Consider the following 18,915-nt stretch of genomic DNA (forward strand, 5'->3'; position numbering starts at 1 on the left):
CCTCATGAATGCAATCACGTAAATTAGAATATACATACTTTAAATAGACAAAACGCACCCTGCTTCTCTTCAGAGTGCGTTCGCGATGATCGAAACTTTGATCCGAGTGGCAAAGAGATCCGATTAGAAACGGAGCTCAAACGCGGAAGAGTCGAGAGGCGTGGCTCCACTCATGCCGGCCGCTACCGGCTTCGCCTCACCGCCGACCACGGCAGCCGTCGCCTCATTGTCGATACCCTCGCTGGGCACCGGTGGAGCCAGCGCAAGCATCTGCTCAGGCGTTGCCTTGCTCACAAAGAGGACGGGGGAACCACCCATCCAGTTTTCGGTGCGATAGATCTTTTTTTCTCCATCAACATCACGGACCTCGGCGTGCTGGAAAGCGCCGGGACGCAGTTCCGGCACGGAATAATCCCTCTTGGAGGCTTCCGTCTGAAGCGGCGGGCAATGGTCGCAGGTCTCGGTAATGATGCTGCCGGCTTCCCTCGGCTTGCTCGGCCCGACCACTTCGATCGAGGCGGCCATGGCGGAACCAGCCGCCAGCAGAAATACTGCACTGAGGAAAATCTGACGCATCAACACTACTCCGTCTCACATTAAGAGCCAGATTAGCGCAGCTTTGTTTCCATCCCGTCAGAAGAAAGGGTAAAAATTTAGCGAAACGGGCCGTTGTCTGCCCGGTACTTATGCCTTTTCGCGTTCGACCGCGCGCCAGCCGATATCGCGGCGGCAGAAGCCGTTTTCCCATTTCACCCCGTCGAGCAGGGCATAGGCGCGGTCCTTTGCCTCACCGACCGTGCGGCCCGTCGCTGTCACGTTCAGGACGCGGCCGCCGGTGGCCACCAGAGCACCATCCTTCAGCGATGTGCCGGCATGAAACACCTTCTCGCCATCGCCGGCTGCCGGCAGTGCGAGGATCGGGGTGTTCTTCTTATAGGAGCCGGGATAGCCTTTCGAGGCCATGACGACGGTCAGCGCAGGGTCGTCGGTCCATTCGGCCTCGACCTGGTCCAGCGTACCATGAGCGCAGGCAAGCAGCAGCGGCAGGAGATCGCTCTTAAGCCGCATCATCAGCACCTGGCATTCCGGATCACCGAAGCGGACATTGTATTCGATGAGTTCCGGCCCCTTGGCGGTCATCATCAGGCCTGCGAAGAAGACACCACTGAAGGGATGGCCACTTTCTGCCATGCCGTGAATGGTCGGCTCGATGATCTCCTTCATCGTACGCTCGATCATCGCGGCCGTCATGACGGGTGCGGGCGAATAGGCACCCATGCCGCCGGTATTGGGACCGGTATCGCCCTCGCCGGCACGTTTATGGTCCTGCGCCGTCGCGAGAGGAAGGGCGGTCTTTCCATCGCAGAGGCAGAAGAAGCTTGCTTCCTCGCCATCGAGATAGGCTTCGACGACGACTTCGGCCCCGGCCTCGCCGAAAGCGCCTTCGAAACAATCGTCCACCGCGGCCAGTGCCTCGTCCAGGGTCATGGCGACCGTCACACCCTTGCCGGCGGCGAGGCCATCGGCCTTGACGACGATCGGCGCACCCTGCTCACGAATATAGGCCTTGGCCTTTGGCGCGTTGTTGAAACGCTGATAAGCGCCGGTCGGGATATTGTAGCGGGCGCAGATGTCCTTGGTGAAACCCTTGGAACCCTCGAGCTGGGCAGCCGCAGCAGACGGGCCGAAGACCGCAAAGCCTGCGGCACGCAGCGCATCGGCGATGCCGGCAACCAACGGGGCTTCCGGTCCAACGACGACGAAATCGATCGCCTTTTGCCGGCAGAAGGCGACGACCGCATCGTGGTCGTCGACATCAAGCGTGACCAGTGTCGCATGTTCTGCGATGCCGGGATTGCCGGGGGCAGCGTAGAATTCCGTCATCAGCGGCGATTGCGCCAGCTTCCAGGCGAGTGCGTGCTCGCGTCCGCCCGATCCGATCAACAGAACCTTCATGCCTGATCCCTTTGCTGCTGGTCTGGCCTATTAGCCTAGCCTGTTGGTCTGGCGGTTAAGCGGGAAGGCCCGAAAGGTCAAGCGGGAAAGCTCACCAGCCTCCGCCTCCGCCGCCTCCGCCACCTCCGCCGGACGAACCGCCGCCGGAGAAACCCGAGGACGAACTGGAGGGCGGCGGTGAAGGAATAGTGGACGCGATGGTCGAGGCCATCGACGAAGAGAAGCCGCCGATACGATCGGAAAAGCTGCCACTGTTGAAATTGCCGGAATACCAAGCGGGGCTATAGGCAGCCGCGGCGGCGCCGGCTGCAGCAGCCGCCAGCCAAATTTCGAACGTGCGCGACCATGGCTTTTCGACACCGAGCGCCACCGCATAGGGCAGCAAGGTCTCGAAATGTTGCGGCGACATTTGCGGCGCGCCGGCCATGTTCATCCGGTCCTTTTCGGCGAGCGTCAGATATTGCTGCAGGCCATCGACACCAGCCGTCATCTTGGCACCGAGCGGCGTCGGTGCGCCCATGATGAAGAAATAGAGGATGTTGAAGAGCACGATGCCGCCGACCGCAAAGAGCATGGGCGTTTCGTGGAATTCCATTAGCGAAGAGCCGAGCGCCAGCACAACGGCCGAGAGAATGCTCAAGCCCACAAAAACGGCGATAGCGATGGCGATGACCGCGAAAATCTTGCCGACGAGCGAACGGCCGCGATGCAGCGCCTTCACAAAACCTGCCACGAAGACAGACAGGAAGACGGAAATGCCGATGGGGATGATCATCAGCGCGATCGTATCCGGCTCCAGCGAGCCGAAGACGAAGAGCGCCACCAGGGCCGCAGCGCTTAAAATCACGCCGCCGGTGATATAACCGGCATTGGAATTGTAATATTTGCCGCGGTGTTCCCGTTCGATCGACGAGCGGAAGCTCTGGCCGACCGATTTGACCTTTTCGCCGTTGGCCTTGTCGATGGTGAGCGTATCACCAGCTCTGCCGACCGCCTTCAGGAGCTCGGCCTCGCCGGCCTGGAGCTTCTCCTTGCCGAGCGGCTTGTCGGTGCGACGGATGACGATCGAGTCCTTGAGATCTTCCAGCGTGACATAGCCGCGCACGGCAAGATCCAGCGCGGTTGCCGAAAGCGCCGTCCAGCCCTGGCCGGAAAAGCCTTTATTATCGATGTAATTGACAAGCGCGGGCGAGATGCCAGCAGGCGGATCCCAGCGCGGCACAACGATCTCGCGCGCCGGATCACGGCCAACCTTCAGCCAGGAGCGCGTGTAATAGAGGAAGACGAGGATGAGGCCGCCGAAACCGATGAGATAGTCACGGTTATCGCTTAACCACCAGCTGCTCTCCTGATCGGCGCTCGGCGGATCGATCGCACCCTTCGGCAGTTTCGCGGCAAAGGTCAGCCCCTCCTCCGCGCCGAGGGGCGCGGTGGTCGCAACCACCAGTCGGCCGTCGTCTACGCTCGCTCGAGCATTCTTACCTGTGGCACCGACGGGACCAGTGAAGAAGGTGACATCTTCGGGCACAACGCCCTGCGGAAAGGTGACCGTCGCCACCGCAGAGCGGATCGGAAAAATCCAACCGTTGCCGGTAACGTTCCAATAGAGCTCGTCATGATCGTCGAAGTAACGGATCTGACGGTTCGTTTTGTAGGTGAAAACATATTCGTGGCGGCCGGGAGAGATCGTCACGTCTTCGGAGCCGGCATAGATGCGGATGCCGCCGGTGATGGATTCCGTATGCCAGGGTTCGTCCCTGCCGTCGCGCTTGACCGAGACGACGCTGAAATCGACGGTGCGGCGTCGGCCGCTCGCATCCCTGAAGGTCAGCGGAAAATCGCGAAAGATGCCTCGCCGGATGCGGTCGCCTTCGGCATTGACGGTGATCGTTTCCGCCACCGTCATCGCTCCGCTCTTTTCCAGCTGGATGGCGGAATCGAAGGAGGCGATGAATTCCTCAGCCGTTGCTGCTCGTGCAGACAGCACCAGCAGCAATGCGAAACAAATGCCGAAAAACCGCCGGATCATATCCCCTCCCCCGGTTGCGGTTCAGCCTAATGCGTGTCGCAATCCTTAGGCTTCGTCCTGATAGGCAACCCCCAGCCCCGCAAGCGTCCGCCAGTAAGCCGGGAAAGTCTTGCCGACACAATCAGGGTCGAGAATGGTGATGCCGTCGATCTTCAGGCCGGCAAGCGCAAAGCTCATGGCGATGCGATGGTCGGCAAAGGTATCGATCTCAGCCGGCAGCGTCTGGCCGGCGAGCGCAGGATCGGAATGGACGATCAGATCGTCACCCTCCTCGACTGCCAGACCTTCACGGATATTGTTGAGCCCCGTGGACAGGGCGCGGATGCGATCGCATTCCTTCACCCGCAGGTTGGCGATGCCAACGAAGCGGACCGGCGTCTCGTTGAAAGCGGCGAGAACGGCGATCGTCGGGATGGCATCCTGCATCTGCGAGCCGTCGATTTCGGCCGGCAGGTGCGGGAACTTGGCGATCGTTTCATAGGCCTTGGCGTCCGGCTGGGTGAAGGCATCGTTCGGCACGCCAAGGTCGATCTTACCGCCGCTCAACACTTCAGCGGCCCAGAGGTATGTTGCCGCCGACGCATCCGGCTCGATGACGAAATCGGTTGCGGTGTAGCCGGTCGGCTCGACGCGCCAGGTCGCGGCATCGAGCTGCTCCACCTTGGCGCCGAAGGCCTCCATGGCGGCAAGTGTGAGATCGACATAACCGCGGGCACCGATATCGGTACCGGCAAGCGCAATCGTGACAGGCGCGTTGGCGCCCTGCTTGGCGAGCGGTGCTGCCATCAGAAGGGCCGACACATATTGGCTGGACAGACCGGCATCGATTTCGACACGGCCGGAAGCGAAATGTCCGTTGCCGCGCACCGTCACCGGGGGGCAGCCGGTTGGCGCCTCGGCGTCCAGTCCCAGCGACTTCAGGGCAGCGACCAGCGGGCCGATCGGCCGCTTGCGCATATGCTCGTCGCCGTCCACCACGACCGTGCCCTCGACGGAAGCAACCGCAGCCGTCAGGAAGCGCGTCGCCGTGCCGGCATTGCCGAGGAAGAGCGGAGCTTTCGGCTGATGAAGCTTGCCGCTGCCGGTCACCACAAAGGTCGTCTCGTCGGGCTCGTCGATCTGTACGCCCATGGCCCGCAGCGCCTCGGCCATATATTTCGTGTCGTCGCTCTTCAAAGCGCCGGTCAGCCGGCTCGTGCCCTTGGCAAGGCCCGCAAGCAGCAGGGCGCGGTTGGTGATCGACTTCGAGCCTGGCGGCACGGCACGACCGGCCAGCGGCTTGCCCGGCGGGATGATGGTGAGCTTGGCTTTACTCATTGCGCTTGTCTCTTCTGTCCATTGCAGCGGCCGCAGACGGCCTTATCGGACTGCTCATAGCAGTTTTTGTGCAAAGACAAAGGTCAGAACTTGACGGTCGGTACGGCGCGGTCGGCCTCGTTGGCGATTTCGAAATATTCGCGCTTGGAGAATCCGAACTGGCCGGCAACGAGGTTCGAGGGGAAGCTCTCGACCTTGACGTTCAGATCACGGGCAGCGCCATTATAATAGCGTCGCGCCATCTGGATTTCGCTTTCCATCGTTTCCAGCGAAGCCTGTAGCTCGGAGAAATTCTGGTTGGCCTTGAGATCGGGATAGGCTTCGGCGAGCGCCAACACACGGCCGAGCGCCTGGCCGAGCAAGCCTTCCGCCTGCGCCCTGCCGGCCACATCGCCAGCGGGAACGGCCTGCGCCTTGTTCCTGAGTTCTACGACCTCTTCGAGCGTAGTTTTTTCGTGGGCGGCGTAGCCTTTAACCGTCTCGATCAGGTTCGGGATCAGGTCCGCACGGCGCTTCAGCTGCACATCGATGCCGGACCAGGCCTCTTCGGCCATCTGCCGGGAACGGACGAGGCCGTTATAGATGAAGATGACGTAGAGTGCGATCAGAACGATGACGCCAAGAGCGATATACATCGCGAATCCCCCCGGAAAGCCAAGCCTTGCGGGAGACTACGCAGGTTTCGCAGATATCGTCAAACAGTCAAAGCGGCGCGATCTTCGCTCGCGCCGCGGCAGGCTCAGGCGGCTGCGTTCACCAGATCGAACCCACCCGCATCCGTCAGCAGGAATGCTTCGCCGCAGGCCTTGGCGAGCGTACGTACGCGCAGGATGTAGCTCTGGCGCTCCGTGACGGAAATCACGCCGCGGGCGTCGAGCAGGTTGAAGACATGGCTGGCCTTGATGCACTGGTCGTAGGCCGGGAAGACGCATTTGTGCAGGCGCTGCTTGGCGTTATCACCAGGTGCGCCGGCGGCGAGCAGCGCCTGGCATTCCTTTTCGGCATCGATGAAGTGGCGATGCAGCATCTCGGTGTTGGCGAATTCGAAGTTATGGCGGGAATATTCCTGCTCTGCCTGCAGGAAGACATCGCCGTAGCTGATCTTCTCGTCGCCTTCGCGGCCGTTGAAATTCAGGTCGTAGACATTGTCGACGCCCTGCACATACATGGCAAGGCGTTCGAGGCCGTAGGTCAATTCGCCAGCGACGGGCGAGCACTCGATGCCGCAGATCTGCTGGAAATAGGTAAACTGCGACACTTCCATGCCGTCGCACCAGCATTCCCAGCCGAGGCCCCAGGCGCCGAGCGTCGGGCTTTCCCAGTCGTCCTCGACGAAGCGGATATCGTGCAGCAGCGGATCGAGGCCGATGGCGGAAAGCGAGCCGAGATAAAGCTCCTGCAGGTTCGGTGGGTTCGGCTTCAGGATGACCTGGTACTGGTAGTAATGCTGCAGGCGGTTCGGGTTTTCGCCGTAACGGCCGTCGGAGGGACGGCGGGACGGCTGAACATAGGCGGCCTTCCACGGCTTGGGTCCAAGCGCGCGTAGCGTGGTGGCCGGGTGGAAGGTGCCCGCGCCCACTTCCATGTCATAGGGCTGCAGAATCGCACAACCCTTATCCGCCCAGTAGCTATGCAGGGTCAGGATCAGCGCCTGGAAGGAGCGCTTCGGATTCATATGGTCAGGAATGGCAGCAGACATGGAAGGGCACCGATTGCTTGAAGTATGAGCGCGACAGGTGCCACGGAGGGCCGCAGGGGTCAAGACTTTTGCACCGCGTACCGACAAACCTCACAAACGGCCCTCCGGTCAGCGATCTCGATCGCCGATCGGCAACGCTCAACACACACGCTTCGGCCTATTCGTCTTCCCGTTTCAGGCGATATTCACCCGTCGCCGGATCCTTCACCAGTGTACCGATAGCCCCCGTCTGGCGCTCCTTCTCGGCGCGGCGGGATTTTTCAGCAAGCCTCTGCGCATCAGAAACAAAGCGACGGTAGAGCCACCAGCCCGCGCAGACGAGGATCAATAACGCGATAAGCTGTGCCATGTCCCCTCGTACCTCCCATCAAAGCCCGTAGCGGCTCCACAATGCCCTCTCCTCTGCCGCTTCGACAAGCCCCGACGCAAGACCGGACGCCGCACCTTCAAGCGAGACCGGTGAGACACCGGGAATGCGGCGGCCGAGCAGCCCGCGGGTGGCCGTGACGAGCTGCAGCTTCGTTTTCTGGCCGTAGCGTTTCTTCAGTTCCTGGCGCATGTCGCCGAGCCCGTCAATCAGGCCGAGCTCCAGGCCGCGCGTGCCGCTCCAGAAGAGACCGGAGAAAACAGCCGCATCGTCCGTCAGCTTGCCGGCACGGCGCTCGCGCACCATCGAGATGAAGACCTGATGGATCTCCAACTGCAGGCTCTTCAGATATTCAATGTCCTTTTCCTTCTCGGGCTGGAAAGGATCTAGGATCACCTTGTTTTCGCCTGCCGTATAGACGCGACGCTCGACACCGATCTTCTTCAGGAGTTCCGGAAAACCGAAGCCGCCAGAGACGACTCCGATCGAGCCGACGATGGACGTCGGGTCGGCGATGATTTCATCGCCCGACAGCGCGATCATGTAGCCGCCGGAGGCTGCCACATCTTCCACGAAGACCAGAACCTTCTTCTGCTTTTCCCGCGCAAGCTCGCGGATACGCGTGAAGATAAGGCGGGACTGGACGGGCGAGCCGCCCGGCGAATTGATAGAGATGGCAACAGCCGGTGTATCCTTCATGGAGAAGGCCTTTTCCAGCACCGGCGCAACATTGGCGAGATTGAGGGTCGGGCGGAACTGACCGCCGCCGCTGATGATCGCGCCCTGCAGCCTGACGACGGGGATGACGAGCCCATCCTTACGAAACCGCTTCGGCATCAGCTTTCTCAAAAATCCAGCCATTTCTCTTCCTCAACATGATCGGCGGCGCCAGCATGCATGTGCACATTACAAGGGCATTGCATGTATGCGCTGCAACGACAAACGCAATGGCTACGTTCCCAAAACATGGCCTTCCATTTTCTTGTTGCGAATGACTTGCATTATCATTCTAATCAGGCATAGTGCCGGCATGGGTAATCAGGTGAAAGTGGCATGGACATCATAAATCCGAATGCAAAGGGCGGCTGGCGGACCGAGCGCGGCGAAGCTTCGCTCTCCGACGTCTACCGTACAGTTGGTACGGGGCGGCACAGCTCCACGTGGCGGCGGGCGGCAGCCTTCCTCGGCCCCGGCTACATGGTGGCGGTCGGCTACATGGACCCTGGCAACTGGGCGACCTCGCTCGCCGGCGGATCGAAGTTCGGCTATGCGCTGCTGACCGTCGCACTGCTTTCGAACATCATGGCAATCGTGCTGCAATCGCTTTGCGCGCGTCTTGCGATCGGCTCTGGCCGCGACCTAGCCCAGGCCTGTCGCGATGCCTATCCGGGCTATGTTGCGGTGCCGCTCTGGGCCTTTGCGGAAATCGCCATCATTGCCACCGATATTGCCGAGGTGATCGGCACCGCGATTGGCCTCAATCTGCTTTTCGGCATTCCGCTCGAAATCGGCGTGCTGATCACCGCGCTCGACGTCTTCGTCATCCTTCTGCTGCAGAGACTCGGCTTCCGCTGGATGGAGGCCTTCATCATCACGCTGCTCGGCGTGATCGCAATCTGCTTTTCGATCCAGATCTTCCTTGCCGACCCGCAATGGGGCGCCGTCATCAGGGGCTTCCTGCCCACGCCTGAGGTCGTCACCAATCCGGAAATGCTCTACCTGGCGCTCGGTATTCTCGGCGCGACCGTAATGCCGCACAATCTCTACCTTCACTCCGGCATCGTGCAGACGCGCTCCTACGGCCATACCGTGCCGGAGAAGAAGGAAGCGCTGACCTTTGCGACCCTCGACTCCACCGTGGCGCTCTGCTTCGCGCTCCTGATCAACGCCTCGATCCTGATCCTTGCCGCAGCCGCCTTCAATGCCAACGGCAAGACGGATGTAGTGGAACTTGGTGAGGCACATTCGCTGCTGTCGCCGCTGCTCGGCCTTGCCATTGCGCCCACGCTCTTCGGCATTGCGCTGCTTTGCTGCGGCCTGAATTCGACGGTCACCGCCACGCTTGCCGGGCAGATCGTCATGGAAGGCTTCCTGAAAATCAAGCTGAAGCCCTGGGTACGCCGCCTGATCACCCGCGCCATCGCCATCGTTCCCGCGGCTTTCGTGACGATCTGGTACGGCGATCAGGGCACGGCGGAGCTGCTGATCTTGACCCAGGTGGTGCTCAGCCTGCAGCTTTCCTTCGCCGTCTTCCCGCTCGTCATGTTCACGGCGAGCAAGGCGAAAATGGGCGAGCTGGTGGCGCCGAAGTGGCTGAGCGCCATCGCCTATGTGGTCGCTATCCTGATCGCCGGCCTGAACGTCAAGCTGCTCTTCGACTTCATGACCGGAGGCTAGAATTTGTTCTCAGGCAATTCCGGAATTGATTTTTTTCACAATTCCGAACGAAAAACCGCTGCACAGTTTTCCTGGAATTGCTTCAGAGCCTGCCATAGGCCGCACGGCCATTGTTGAAATCATCGACGAGAGGGGAGAACTTGTGGCTCCCCTCTTCGTGCATGATGAGCGGCGCACGCAGTGACAGCCTTGCCCGCGAACCCTTGATTGCCGTCACCAGAATACGGACGGCATTTTCCCCTGCACGCGGATGAATGGCGGTGATCTCGATGCCGCCGAAGCGCTTGCCGCAGCCATCGATGATCTCGGCGATAGATTGCGGCCTCGCGATCAGCGACAATTGTCCGCCCGGCATCATGATGGCGCCGGCCGTACGGATCCAGCTCTCGAAAAGGCCATGGGTCATGGCATGCGCCTCCGCCTTCAGCGCATCCGGCGTCCTGCGGTCGCCGGCATCGTTGAAAGGCGGGTTCATAATAACGTGATCGAAGCTTTCGTCGATCAAGCCTGCGTCGTTGCGTGCCTTGGCGGTCAGCGTGACATCGGCCTCAACGACCGAGACGCGGCCCGCCATGTGGGCATTGTCCGAGAGTGCCGTACTGCGGCGAGCGTAGTTGGCCATCTCTGCCGAGCGCTCGAAAAGCACGACCTCGGCCCTCGGAAGACGGGAGGCGACGGCAAGGCCGGCTGCACCCGCTCCGGCGCCGAGATCGGCCACTCTTATGGGGCGATCATCGGCAACGAGGGCCGCCAGTAGCATGGCATCCATGCCGGCGCGATGCCCCCTGCCCTTCGGCTGAACGATATGGAAGAGGCCGCGATGAAAGGCGTCTATGGTGTCCGTCACCGCCTGCATATCTTTTCACTTCCGCTCGCGCAATTCGCCGCCGAGACCCGCATCGGTAAGGATGCGACGGGCTTGATCGGCCATCGCCTCATCGACCAACAGGCGGCGCGGCAGCATGCCGAGCGAGCCCTCCAGCACGCTCATCCCCTGGTCGGCGATGAAGCACGAAATTCCCGCATCCTTCATGAGGCTCTCCGCAAATGAGAGCAGAACGGGGTCGTTTGCGCGGATAAGCTCATGCATTTGCCGTCATTTTCCCTTCCGAATTTGCTGGCAGCGACAATTCACCCCTTGCCGCCTCCATCGCCCCTTTCTATTGTCAAAGGTAACGAATGAACAGGAGTCCGGGTCGTTGGGCGTGGTCATACCGCTTGAAGAAAACAAAAACAAACTGGCTTCCATCAAGCCGCTGGTGGACCTCACCAAGGCTGACATGGAGCGGGTGAACCAGCTTATCCTTTCCAAGGCCGGCTCCGATGTCCAGATGATCCCGGAGGTGGCGAACCATCTCATCTCCTCCGGCGGCAAGCGCCTGCGGCCGATGTTGACGCTCGCTGCGGCCTCGCTCTTCGGCTACAGGGGCGAGAACCACATCAAGCTCGCCACATCAGTCGAGTTCATGCACACGGCAACGCTGTTGCATGACGACGTGGTGGATGAAAGCGACCTGCGCCGCGGCAAGTCGACGGCGCGGACGATCTGGGGCAACCAGGCAAGCGTTCTCGTCGGCGACTTCCTGCTCGGCCAGGCCTTCCGCATGATGGTCGAAGTCGGCTCGCTGGAGGCACTCGACGTGCTTTCCTCTGCCGCTTGCGTCATCGCCGAAGGCGAGGTGCTGCAGCTTTCCGTCGCCAAGAACATGGAAACGACCGAGGACGATTACCTCTCTGTCATCCGCGCCAAGACGGCCGCTCTCTTTGCCGCTGCTGCAGAAGTCGGACCCATCGTTGCCGAGACCAGCAAATCCAACCGCAACGCGCTGAAATCCTACGGCATGAATCTCGGCCTCGCTTTCCAGCTCGTCGACGACGCGCTCGATTACGGCGGAAAGGCTGCCGATCTCGGCAAGAATGTCGGCGACGACTTCCGCGAAGGCAAGATCACCCTTCCGGTCATCCTGGCCTATCGCCGTGGCACGCAGGACGAGCGCGCTTTCTGGCGCGATGCGATCGAAGGCGGTAACAGCAGCGATGCCAATCTGGAAAAGGCGCTCGGCCTGATCACCAAATACGGCACGCTGAACGACACGATCCAGCGGGCCGTCCACTACGGCACGATCGCACGGGATGCGCTGGCGCCGCTGCCGGACAGCCCCTGGAAATCGGCCCTGATAGAAGTCATCGATTTCTGCATCGAGCGCGTGAACTGACGCGTGCCTCCGCGAGGGCCATGTCTTTGCAGAAGCCGCCGCACGCCTTTGCGCGGCGGCGCTCTAATCAAACGTCCTTGAACGTGGGCTGAATTTCTTGCAGGGCCGCTTCAAAAAAGCCATCCTGTTGTGAATCAGTGTTTGCAACTGATTTTGCGGTTGGCCCATTGAGTCGGCCGTCCCTGAAGAAAGGTTTTCTAATGCGGCAGAGATTTGTCACCCGTCTCCTTTCGAGCGCAGCCCTGGCGGCGGTGCTTTCGCTCGGCGGGATCGGCGGTGTGAACGCCGAAGACGCGGCCAAGGCGGATGATGCCGGCAAGACCGTGACTTTCGATCCAGACAGCGTATCCACCTTCTCGGGCGCGTTTCTCGCTGCCCGCACGGCCGATGTGGATCACGACTATCCGACCGCGATCGAGCTCTACAAGAAAGCTCTGCAGATCGAGCCAGGCAATCCTGAAATCCGCCAGCGCCTGATGATCTCGCTGCTGCTCAACGGCGATATCAAGGACGGCGTGAAATATGCCAACGACCTGAAGGGTGACCCGACCGTCGAGCGGATCACCACGATCGTGCGTGGCATGGACGCGATGCGCCGCGGCGAGTTCAAGACGGCGGAATCGATCCTGAAATATGACGGACCGAACGATCTCGACCGCATGATGAACGACCTTCTGCTGGCCTGGGCGCGGGTCGGCGCCGGCCGCGGCAAGGAAGGGCTCACCATGGTTGAGAAGATGAAGGGACCGGATTGGGTTCGCATCTTCCAGAACTACAATGCCGGGGCGATCGCGATCGTCAACGGCGACGTCAAATCCGCCCGCCAACATCTCAATGATGCCGTGCTGGACAAGGAAGGCGGCGCGACTGCGCCAGACACCTTCATGCGCGCCATCATGGCGCTCGCCCGCCTCGAAGCCTCGCAGGGCAACAAGCAGAAGGCGCTCGACGCTGTTTCTGTCGGCGACAATCTGCTGCCGAACTACACGCCGCTGAACGCGCTGCGCGACAGCATCGAAAAGGGCGAGAAGCAGGAGCAGCAGGTCAAGAGCGCCGAAGAGGGTGCGGCTGGCGTGCTCTTCTCGGTCGGCGGCGCGCTGAACCGCGATGGCGCCGAGGACATTGTCTCGCTCTATCTGCAGACGGCCAATGCACTCGATCCGAACAGTGCCGACACGCTGGTGCTGCTCGGCGGCATTGCCGAAAAGCAGAACCAGATGGACCGAGCGATTGCGCTTTACCAGAAGGTGCCGGCGAATTCGCCGATGCGCCGCATCTCCGAGCTGCAGTTGGGCCTCGCGCTCGCCCAAGGCGGCAAGGTGGACGAAGCCCGCAAGCACCTGCAGGCGCTGATCGCTTCCGACCCGACCGATATCAGAAGCTACCTCGCCTATGGCAGCGTGCTTTCCGATGCCAAGGATTATCAGGCGATGGCCGATAATTACGACAAGGCTGTCGAAGTGATCGGGCCGCTGCCGGGCCGCGCCGACTGGAGCGTCTTCTTCCAGCGCGGCATCGCCTATGAGCGGCTCAAGAAGTGGGACCAGGCGGAGCCGAACTTCCGCAAGGCGCTGGACCTCAATCCCAATCAACCGCAGGTTCTGAATTATCTCGGCTATTCCTGGATCGACATGAACCGCAACCTCGATGAGGGCCTTGATATGATCAAGAAGGCCGTCGAGCTGCGTCCTGACGACGGTTATATCATTGACTCGCTCGGCTGGGCCTATTTCCGCCTCAACCGTTACAACGATGCTGTCGATGAGCTGGAACGCGCGGCGCAGATCAAGGCTGGCGACGCGACGATCAACGACCATCTCGGCGATGCCTACTGGCGGGTCGGCCGCAAGCTGGAAGCCGTCTATCAATGGAACCGGGCGCTCGCCTCCGAACCCGAGGAAGCCCAGGTCCCGAAGATAAAGGAAAAGGTCGCCAACGGCCTGCCTGCACAGGATGACGACTCCAAGACCGTCGACAAGAAGCAGCCGGACCCGCAGCCGGTGACGCCGCCGCCGGTCGACAAGAAATCCTGAGGCCACATGCCTGACACGGGCATGCCACTTTCCGTGACAGGCGATTTCGCCGTCACCGAAGATGCCTGCGCAAAAATCAATCTGGCCCTGCATGTGACGGGCCAGAGGCCTGACGGCTATCACCTTCTTGAAATGCTTGTGACATTTGCGCGCCATGGCGACCGGCTGGGCTTTGCGCCAGCCGATACCGATGATTTCACGCTTTCCGGCCAGTTCGCCGATGTGCTTGCCGATGACCCCGGCACCAATCTGGTGCTGAAGGCGCGTGACCTGTTGCGGGAAGCGGCAGGCAGTGCTCCACCCGTGCGTATCCATCTGGAAAAGAATCTGCCGGTCGCTTCCGGAATCGGAGGCGGCTCTGCCGATGCGGCAGCGACGCTGCGCGGGCTGATGCGCCTATGGGACGTGACGCTTCCCGCTGAGACCGTTGCCGCCCTCGCGCTGAAGCTTGGGGCCGACGTGCCGATGTGCCTGAAAAGTACACCGCTGATCGCACGCGGTATCGGCGAAAAGATAGAGACGGCAGATGCCCTGCCCTCCTTCGCCATGGTGCTTGCCAATCCGCTGAAAGGCGTTTCCACGCCCGAGATCTTCCGGCGGCTTGTCACCAAGAATAATCCTCCGCTGGTCCTGAAGAAGACACCGCACTGGATGGAAGCCATACGGGCGACACGCAATGATCTTGAGATGCCGGCGCGGGAGCTGGTTCCCGAAATCGCCGAGATTTCAGACATGCTCGCGGCAGAAGGCGCGCTTTTCACCCGCATGTCCGGCTCTGGCGCGACCTGCTTCGGCATCTTCGAGACACCCGTTGCTGCGCTGCGCGCCGCTGAGCGTCTTCACGCGGGCCGCCCGGACTGGTATTTCCAGTCGACGGAGACTTTCGCAGGAGGTGCATGATGGCAGGCCTGGACGAAAAACGAGCTTTTATCCCCCTCGGCATTGCGGTTCTGACCGTTTCGGATACGCGCAAGCTGGCGGACGACAAGTCCGGCGACACGCTGGTGGCACGGATTGCGGAAGCCGGACATCAGCTGATCGACCGCGACATCGTGCCTGACGACCGCGAGAGGATCACCGCGCGCGTGCGCGCCTGGACTGAAGCCAAGGAGATCGACGTCGTCATCACCACGGGCGGGACCGGCTTCACCGGCCGCGACGTGACGCCCGACGCACTAGAACAGCTCTTCGAAAAGCGGATGGACGGGTTTTCGGCCGTGTTCCACCGCATTTCCTACGACAAGATTGGCACCTCTACGATCCAGTCCCGCGCTACGGCAGGTGTTGCCAACGCCACCTTCATCTTCGTGTTGCCGGGCTCGCCCGGCGCCTGCAAAGATGCGTGGGACGGTATCTTGAAGGCGCAGCTCGACTATCGCCATATGCCCTGCAATTTCGTGGAGATCATGCCGCGGCTGGACGAACACCTCAAGCGCGGCGCGACGAAATAGACTGCCTACAACAGCAGCATCGCTATGTCGCGAGGCCCGGCAGGGCGGGCATCGTTTCCCAGCTATCACCGGACAGCAGCACGCAGCTTATCCCGTGAACGTCCGTGACGACGAGCGTCCAGGTGCCGCTTTCGGCGGCATAGACTTCGAGAATGGCGTTCTGGTTAATCAGTCCGACTGCAGTGAGCTTTTCACCAAAGTTGCTGTCCAGGAAATTGACGATCTCGGATCGGCCTGCGCAACTGCGCATCATCTGCGATGCTGCCGGATGCGGATGCGCGATCACCAATGTCGTCAATATGACGGCCAGCAGGCCGTGGACCATATTGCGTAGCATGACGCACCTCCTTTCGCCGGAAACCCGGCAGAAGAGGAGATTCTCGCTGACCTGTTCTGCCGTTCACCGGCATTCCATGGCCATCCGTTACGAAGCGAGGCGCTTCGGTGGCGCCATACCCGAATTATAGCGCGAAATCCTATTGGGCGCCATCTTTTCGCAATGTCGAAGAGTGCAGCTATCGCGCGGCGCGGGCGACCCAGGAGGGAATCAATTCGCTGGAGAGTTGGCGCGGCTTCTGCGCCTTGACGAATTCGGTAAGGCGCATGCCGCTCTTTGCAGCTGAAATGGCGAGTTTCTTCGGCATGAGCAGACCGAGTTCCAGTGGTGGCCTGGCACGGCCGACGCGCTGGAAAAAGGGGCGTCGATAGCCGCGCGAGGCGGTGAAGCGCGCAGGCACCTTATTCAAGGCTACGTATTCCGCGACTTCGTCGATCCAGCCTGCCTGCGGTCTTGCGCCCGGTTCGACGAAGAGCAGCCATTCACCGCGAGCGGAACGGATGATGTCCTTGATATCCCACTGCGAATGGAAACGGCAGCCGGCGGCATCCGCCACCCGCGAGGTGCCGTCGCGGGAGCCGTGATCGAGCACGACCACGTCGCTGACGAGGCCCTCGACGGCGCCCGCCACCAATACCGATAGAGTCTGGGCCAGCTCAGGTTCCTGATCCTGGCATTCAAGAACGACAGTCAACATTGCCTGTTTATAGAGCGCCGCACAAAATTTTGCCAGCACCACTTTCCCCACTTTGTTCTTGCATTGTTCTCTTTTTGTGGATAGGAATATAATCATTAAAACGAGCGGGATCGAGCGTTTCCGCCGCTGGAGAATCCGATGAGACCACAGTCCCTTGCAGGGCAGGCCGCATTTGCGCCTGCCAATACGGCAGATATTGCCGACGCGATGATCGCGGCCTCGGGGCTGCGCATCGAGGTTGACCGGCGGCGTGGCCGCGGTGCGGGGCTTAATCCCAGCGGCCGCTTCGAGTCAACGCAGCGCGAGACCTTCGATGATGGCTGGCAGACGCTCGAGGAACTGCCGCCCTTCAAGACGGATGTGCAGATCGAGAAGCCGCGCACGGCGATCACCCGCAACGAGTTCCCCGACCTTTCCTTCGATCGGTCGATCAATCCCTATCGCGGCTGCGAGCATGGCTGCATCTATTGTTTCGCCCGGCCGACGCATGCCTATATGGGCCTCTCGGCGGGACTGGATTTCGAAAGCAAGCTGTTTGCCAAGCCGGACGCGCCGAAGCTTCTGGAGCGCGAGCTCGCCAAGCCTGGCTACAAGGTCCGCGTCATCGCGATCGGCACCAACACCGATCCCTACCAGCCGATCGAGAAGGAATGGCGCATCATGCGGCAGATCCTCGAAGTGCTGAACAAGGCGAACCACCCCGTTGCGATCGTCACCAAGTCGGCGATGATCCTGCGCGATCTCGATATCCTCACCGAGATGGCGGCGAAGAACATCGTGCGTGTCGGCATTTCGGTTACGACGCTCGACCGCAAGCTCGCGCGGCTGATGGAACCACGCGCCTCGACGCCGACGCGCAGGCTGGAGGCGGTCCGCGGGCTTTCCGAGGCCGGTGTGCGCACGTCAGTGATGGCGGCGCCGATCATCCCGGCGCTCAACGATCACGAGCTGGAGCGCATTCTGGATGCCGCGAAGGCGGCAGGCGCAGAAGAGGCAAGCTATGTGCTGCTGCGGCTGCCGCTGGAGGTGAGCCCGCTGTTCCGCGACTGGCTGCTGCAGAACTATCCTGACCGTTATCGCCACGTCATGTCGCTGGTGCGCTCAATGCGCGGCGGTAAGGATTATGATGCCGAGTTCGGCAAGCGCATGAAGGGCGCCGGGCCTTACGCCTGGCAGATCGCCCGCCGCTTCGAGATGGCAGCAAAGCGGTTGGGGCTAACTAGGCGAAGCCTTGCCCTGCGCGACGATCTCTTCGTACCGCCAAATGGCAGCGGCGTGCAACTTTCGTTGCTCTGACTGGTTGTTTTACGCAATTCCGGACGCAAAGCCGCTGCGCACTTTTGATGGAATTGCTTTTGTTAACGAGCTTGCGTGAGGCGTGAAGAAGACCTGCCCTGCGTCTTCTGTCTTGCGCAATTCCTGCGGATGGCCCTGACCGCACCATCCGCCGGACCGCCCCCGGTCGTCGCCGCCCTGATCCGGGGGCTTGCAGGAAATCGGGTTGGCGTGCGAGTTTCAACCGCATGAAACGTCGCACGTCACCCGATTCTCCTCTGCTCTTTGAAGAGGTACCCCTCGTGCCGGATTTCCGGCTGGAGCTGAAAGCCCGCAAGGCTGGCCACTGGCCTGTCGCGGGCGCCGACGAGGCTGGGCGCGGACCGCTTGCAGGCCCTGTCGTGGCTGCAGCCGTGATCCTCGATCCCAAGCGCATTCCCGAGGGCCTCAACGATTCCAAGCAGCTTTCGGCACAGAAACGCGAGGAGCTGTTCGTCCAAATTCTTGCGACCTCAACAGTCTCCATCGCCTCATCCAGTTCCACACGCATCGACGAAACCGATATCCGCAAAGCAAGCCTCGACGCCATGCGCCGCGCGATCTGCGGCCTTTCCGTACCAGCAAGCTATGTGCTGACGGACGGACTGGACGTGCCGACTGGGCTCGACTGCCCCGGGCAGGCCGTGGTGAAGGGTGACGCTCGATCCGTTTCTATCGCCGCCGCCTCCATAGTGGCGAAGGTGACGCGCGACCGAATGATGGCGCGCGCACATCTGGTGTTTCCTGAATATGGTTTTGCCGCTCATGTTGGATATGGCACAGCACAGCATCGCTCCGGCATCGAGAAGCACGGGCCGTGCTCACTGCACCGGATGAGCTTCCGGCCACTCCGCAAGGACGGCGTCGTGGAAGAGCTGAATGGGGAGATGCTGGAGGAGTAAGCTCCAGCGCGGGATCCGCTCCGTTTCCCTGCAAGCCCTGGGGATGGGAAAGTGTCAGAGACACTCGATTGCTGTACCGGCATCGAGGGTTTCTGCAGGAGCTTCCGAAAAGGGTGATCCGTTGTTTTCGGCGCAGCCCATCACAGTTTCAGACATCACACTAAGCACAACAGCATCCGCCGAAAACGGAAAAGCCCCGC

19 protein-coding genes are annotated in these 18,915 nt (G+C 61.2%); 7 read left to right on the forward strand and 12 right to left on the reverse strand.

Going from position 1 to position 18,915, the window contains the following annotated elements; genetic code table 11:
• Positions 1 to 123 precede the first annotated feature (123 nt).
• From ACR9ZQ_RS21675 to ACR9ZQ_RS21710, 8 genes are all read right to left on the reverse strand, one after another.
• Positions 124 to 576, reverse strand: a complete 453-nt coding sequence (locus ACR9ZQ_RS21675) for a plant virulence effector HPE1-like domain-containing protein (RefSeq protein ID WP_481428791.1) — start codon at positions 574 to 576, stop codon at positions 124 to 126.
• Between the two features lie 108 nt (positions 577 to 684).
• A complete protein-coding gene (gene purD / locus ACR9ZQ_RS21680) occupies positions 685 to 1,956 on the reverse strand; it encodes a phosphoribosylamine--glycine ligase (protein WP_310378507.1) in 1,272 nt (423 codons plus the stop codon).
• Positions 1,957 to 2,047: 91 nt separating this feature from the next.
• Positions 2,048 to 3,985 carry a DUF2207 domain-containing protein gene (locus ACR9ZQ_RS21685; RefSeq protein ID WP_481428792.1) on the reverse strand — a complete coding sequence of 646 codons (1,938 nt, stop codon included), beginning with the start codon at positions 3,983 to 3,985 and terminating at the stop codon, positions 2,048 to 2,050.
• 45 nt (positions 3,986 to 4,030) lie between these two features.
• Positions 4,031 to 5,302: a 3-phosphoshikimate 1-carboxyvinyltransferase gene (aroA, locus tag ACR9ZQ_RS21690; protein WP_481428793.1), complete on the reverse strand. Its 1,272-nt coding sequence runs from the start codon at positions 5,300 to 5,302 to the stop codon at positions 4,031 to 4,033.
• An 83-nt stretch (positions 5,303 to 5,385) separates the two neighbouring features.
• Positions 5,386 to 5,937 (reverse strand): LemA family protein, encoded by a 552-nt coding sequence (locus ACR9ZQ_RS21695; RefSeq protein WP_310378513.1) that lies wholly within the window; start codon positions 5,935 to 5,937, stop codon positions 5,386 to 5,388.
• A gap of 104 nt (positions 5,938 to 6,041) precedes the next feature.
• Positions 6,042 to 7,001 (reverse strand): glycine--tRNA ligase subunit alpha, encoded by a 960-nt coding sequence (locus ACR9ZQ_RS21700; protein ID WP_481428794.1) that lies wholly within the window; start codon positions 6,999 to 7,001, stop codon positions 6,042 to 6,044.
• Positions 7,002 to 7,158: 157 nt separating this feature from the next.
• Positions 7,159 to 7,350 (reverse strand): hypothetical protein, encoded by a 192-nt coding sequence (locus tag ACR9ZQ_RS21705; RefSeq protein ID WP_310378517.1) that lies wholly within the window; start codon positions 7,348 to 7,350, stop codon positions 7,159 to 7,161.
• Between the two features lie 18 nt (positions 7,351 to 7,368).
• Positions 7,369 to 8,229 (reverse strand): S49 family peptidase, encoded by an 861-nt coding sequence (locus tag ACR9ZQ_RS21710; RefSeq protein ID WP_481428795.1) that lies wholly within the window; start codon positions 8,227 to 8,229, stop codon positions 7,369 to 7,371.
• A gap of 192 nt (positions 8,230 to 8,421) precedes the next feature.
• On the opposite strand from ACR9ZQ_RS21710, the gene ACR9ZQ_RS21715 reads away from it, so the two are divergent.
• Positions 8,422 to 9,765 (forward strand): Nramp family divalent metal transporter, encoded by a 1,344-nt coding sequence (locus ACR9ZQ_RS21715; protein WP_481428796.1) that lies wholly within the window; start codon positions 8,422 to 8,424, stop codon positions 9,763 to 9,765.
• A gap of 82 nt (positions 9,766 to 9,847) precedes the next feature.
• On the opposite strand, the gene ACR9ZQ_RS21720 is transcribed toward ACR9ZQ_RS21715, so the two are convergent.
• Together ACR9ZQ_RS21720 and ACR9ZQ_RS21725 are read right to left on the reverse strand one after the other, a co-directional pair.
• Positions 9,848 to 10,621: a tRNA1(Val) (adenine(37)-N6)-methyltransferase gene (locus tag ACR9ZQ_RS21720; protein ID WP_481428797.1), complete on the reverse strand. Its 774-nt coding sequence runs from the start codon at positions 10,619 to 10,621 to the stop codon at positions 9,848 to 9,850.
• A gap of 6 nt (positions 10,622 to 10,627) precedes the next feature.
• Complete coding sequence (locus tag ACR9ZQ_RS21725; RefSeq protein WP_310378525.1) at positions 10,628 to 10,855, reverse strand: putative signal transducing protein; 228 nt, start codon at positions 10,853 to 10,855, stop codon at positions 10,628 to 10,630.
• A 109-nt stretch (positions 10,856 to 10,964) separates the two neighbouring features.
• Here ACR9ZQ_RS21725 and ACR9ZQ_RS21730 point away from each other — a divergent pair, with 109 nt between their 5' ends.
• From ACR9ZQ_RS21730 to moaB, 4 genes are all read left to right on the forward strand, one after another.
• Complete coding sequence (locus ACR9ZQ_RS21730; RefSeq protein ID WP_007814299.1) at positions 10,965 to 11,981, forward strand: polyprenyl synthetase family protein; 1,017 nt, start codon at positions 10,965 to 10,967, stop codon at positions 11,979 to 11,981.
• 200 nt (positions 11,982 to 12,181) lie between these two features.
• On the forward strand, positions 12,182 to 14,014 hold the full coding sequence (locus ACR9ZQ_RS21735; protein WP_310378529.1) for a tetratricopeptide repeat protein: 1,833 nt from the start codon (positions 12,182 to 12,184) through the stop codon (positions 14,012 to 14,014).
• Between the two features lie 6 nt (positions 14,015 to 14,020).
• Positions 14,021 to 14,914, forward strand: a complete 894-nt coding sequence (locus tag ACR9ZQ_RS21740) for a 4-(cytidine 5'-diphospho)-2-C-methyl-D-erythritol kinase (RefSeq protein WP_481428798.1) — start codon at positions 14,021 to 14,023, stop codon at positions 14,912 to 14,914.
• Positions 14,914 to 15,465 carry a molybdenum cofactor biosynthesis protein B gene (gene moaB, locus ACR9ZQ_RS21745; protein ID WP_310380028.1) on the forward strand — a complete coding sequence of 184 codons (552 nt, stop codon included), beginning with the start codon at positions 14,914 to 14,916 and terminating at the stop codon, positions 15,463 to 15,465. The genes ACR9ZQ_RS21740 and moaB overlap by 1 nt, the downstream gene beginning before the upstream one ends.
• 22 nt (positions 15,466 to 15,487) lie before the next feature.
• Here moaB and ACR9ZQ_RS21750 read toward each other — a convergent pair whose 3' ends face one another.
• Both ACR9ZQ_RS21750 and ACR9ZQ_RS21755 read right to left on the reverse strand, forming a co-directional pair.
• Positions 15,488 to 15,802: a hypothetical protein gene (locus tag ACR9ZQ_RS21750; protein WP_113321858.1), complete on the reverse strand. Its 315-nt coding sequence runs from the start codon at positions 15,800 to 15,802 to the stop codon at positions 15,488 to 15,490.
• A gap of 178 nt (positions 15,803 to 15,980) precedes the next feature.
• Positions 15,981 to 16,499 carry a glycosyltransferase family 2 protein gene (locus ACR9ZQ_RS21755; RefSeq protein ID WP_113321887.1) on the reverse strand — a complete coding sequence of 173 codons (519 nt, stop codon included), beginning with the start codon at positions 16,497 to 16,499 and terminating at the stop codon, positions 15,981 to 15,983.
• 138 nt (positions 16,500 to 16,637) lie between these two features.
• On the opposite strand from ACR9ZQ_RS21755, the gene ACR9ZQ_RS21760 reads away from it, so the two are divergent.
• Both ACR9ZQ_RS21760 and ACR9ZQ_RS21765 read left to right on the forward strand, forming a co-directional pair.
• A complete protein-coding gene (locus tag ACR9ZQ_RS21760; RefSeq protein ID WP_481428799.1) occupies positions 16,638 to 17,795 on the forward strand; it encodes a PA0069 family radical SAM protein in 1,158 nt (385 codons plus the stop codon).
• Between the two features lie 227 nt (positions 17,796 to 18,022).
• A complete protein-coding gene (locus ACR9ZQ_RS21765) occupies positions 18,023 to 18,715 on the forward strand; it encodes a ribonuclease HII (RefSeq protein ID WP_481428800.1) in 693 nt (230 codons plus the stop codon).
• Positions 18,716 to 18,915: the final 200 nt, after the last annotated feature.

It is taken from the genome of Rhizobium sp. KNZ14-9A, from assembly GCF_056755015.1.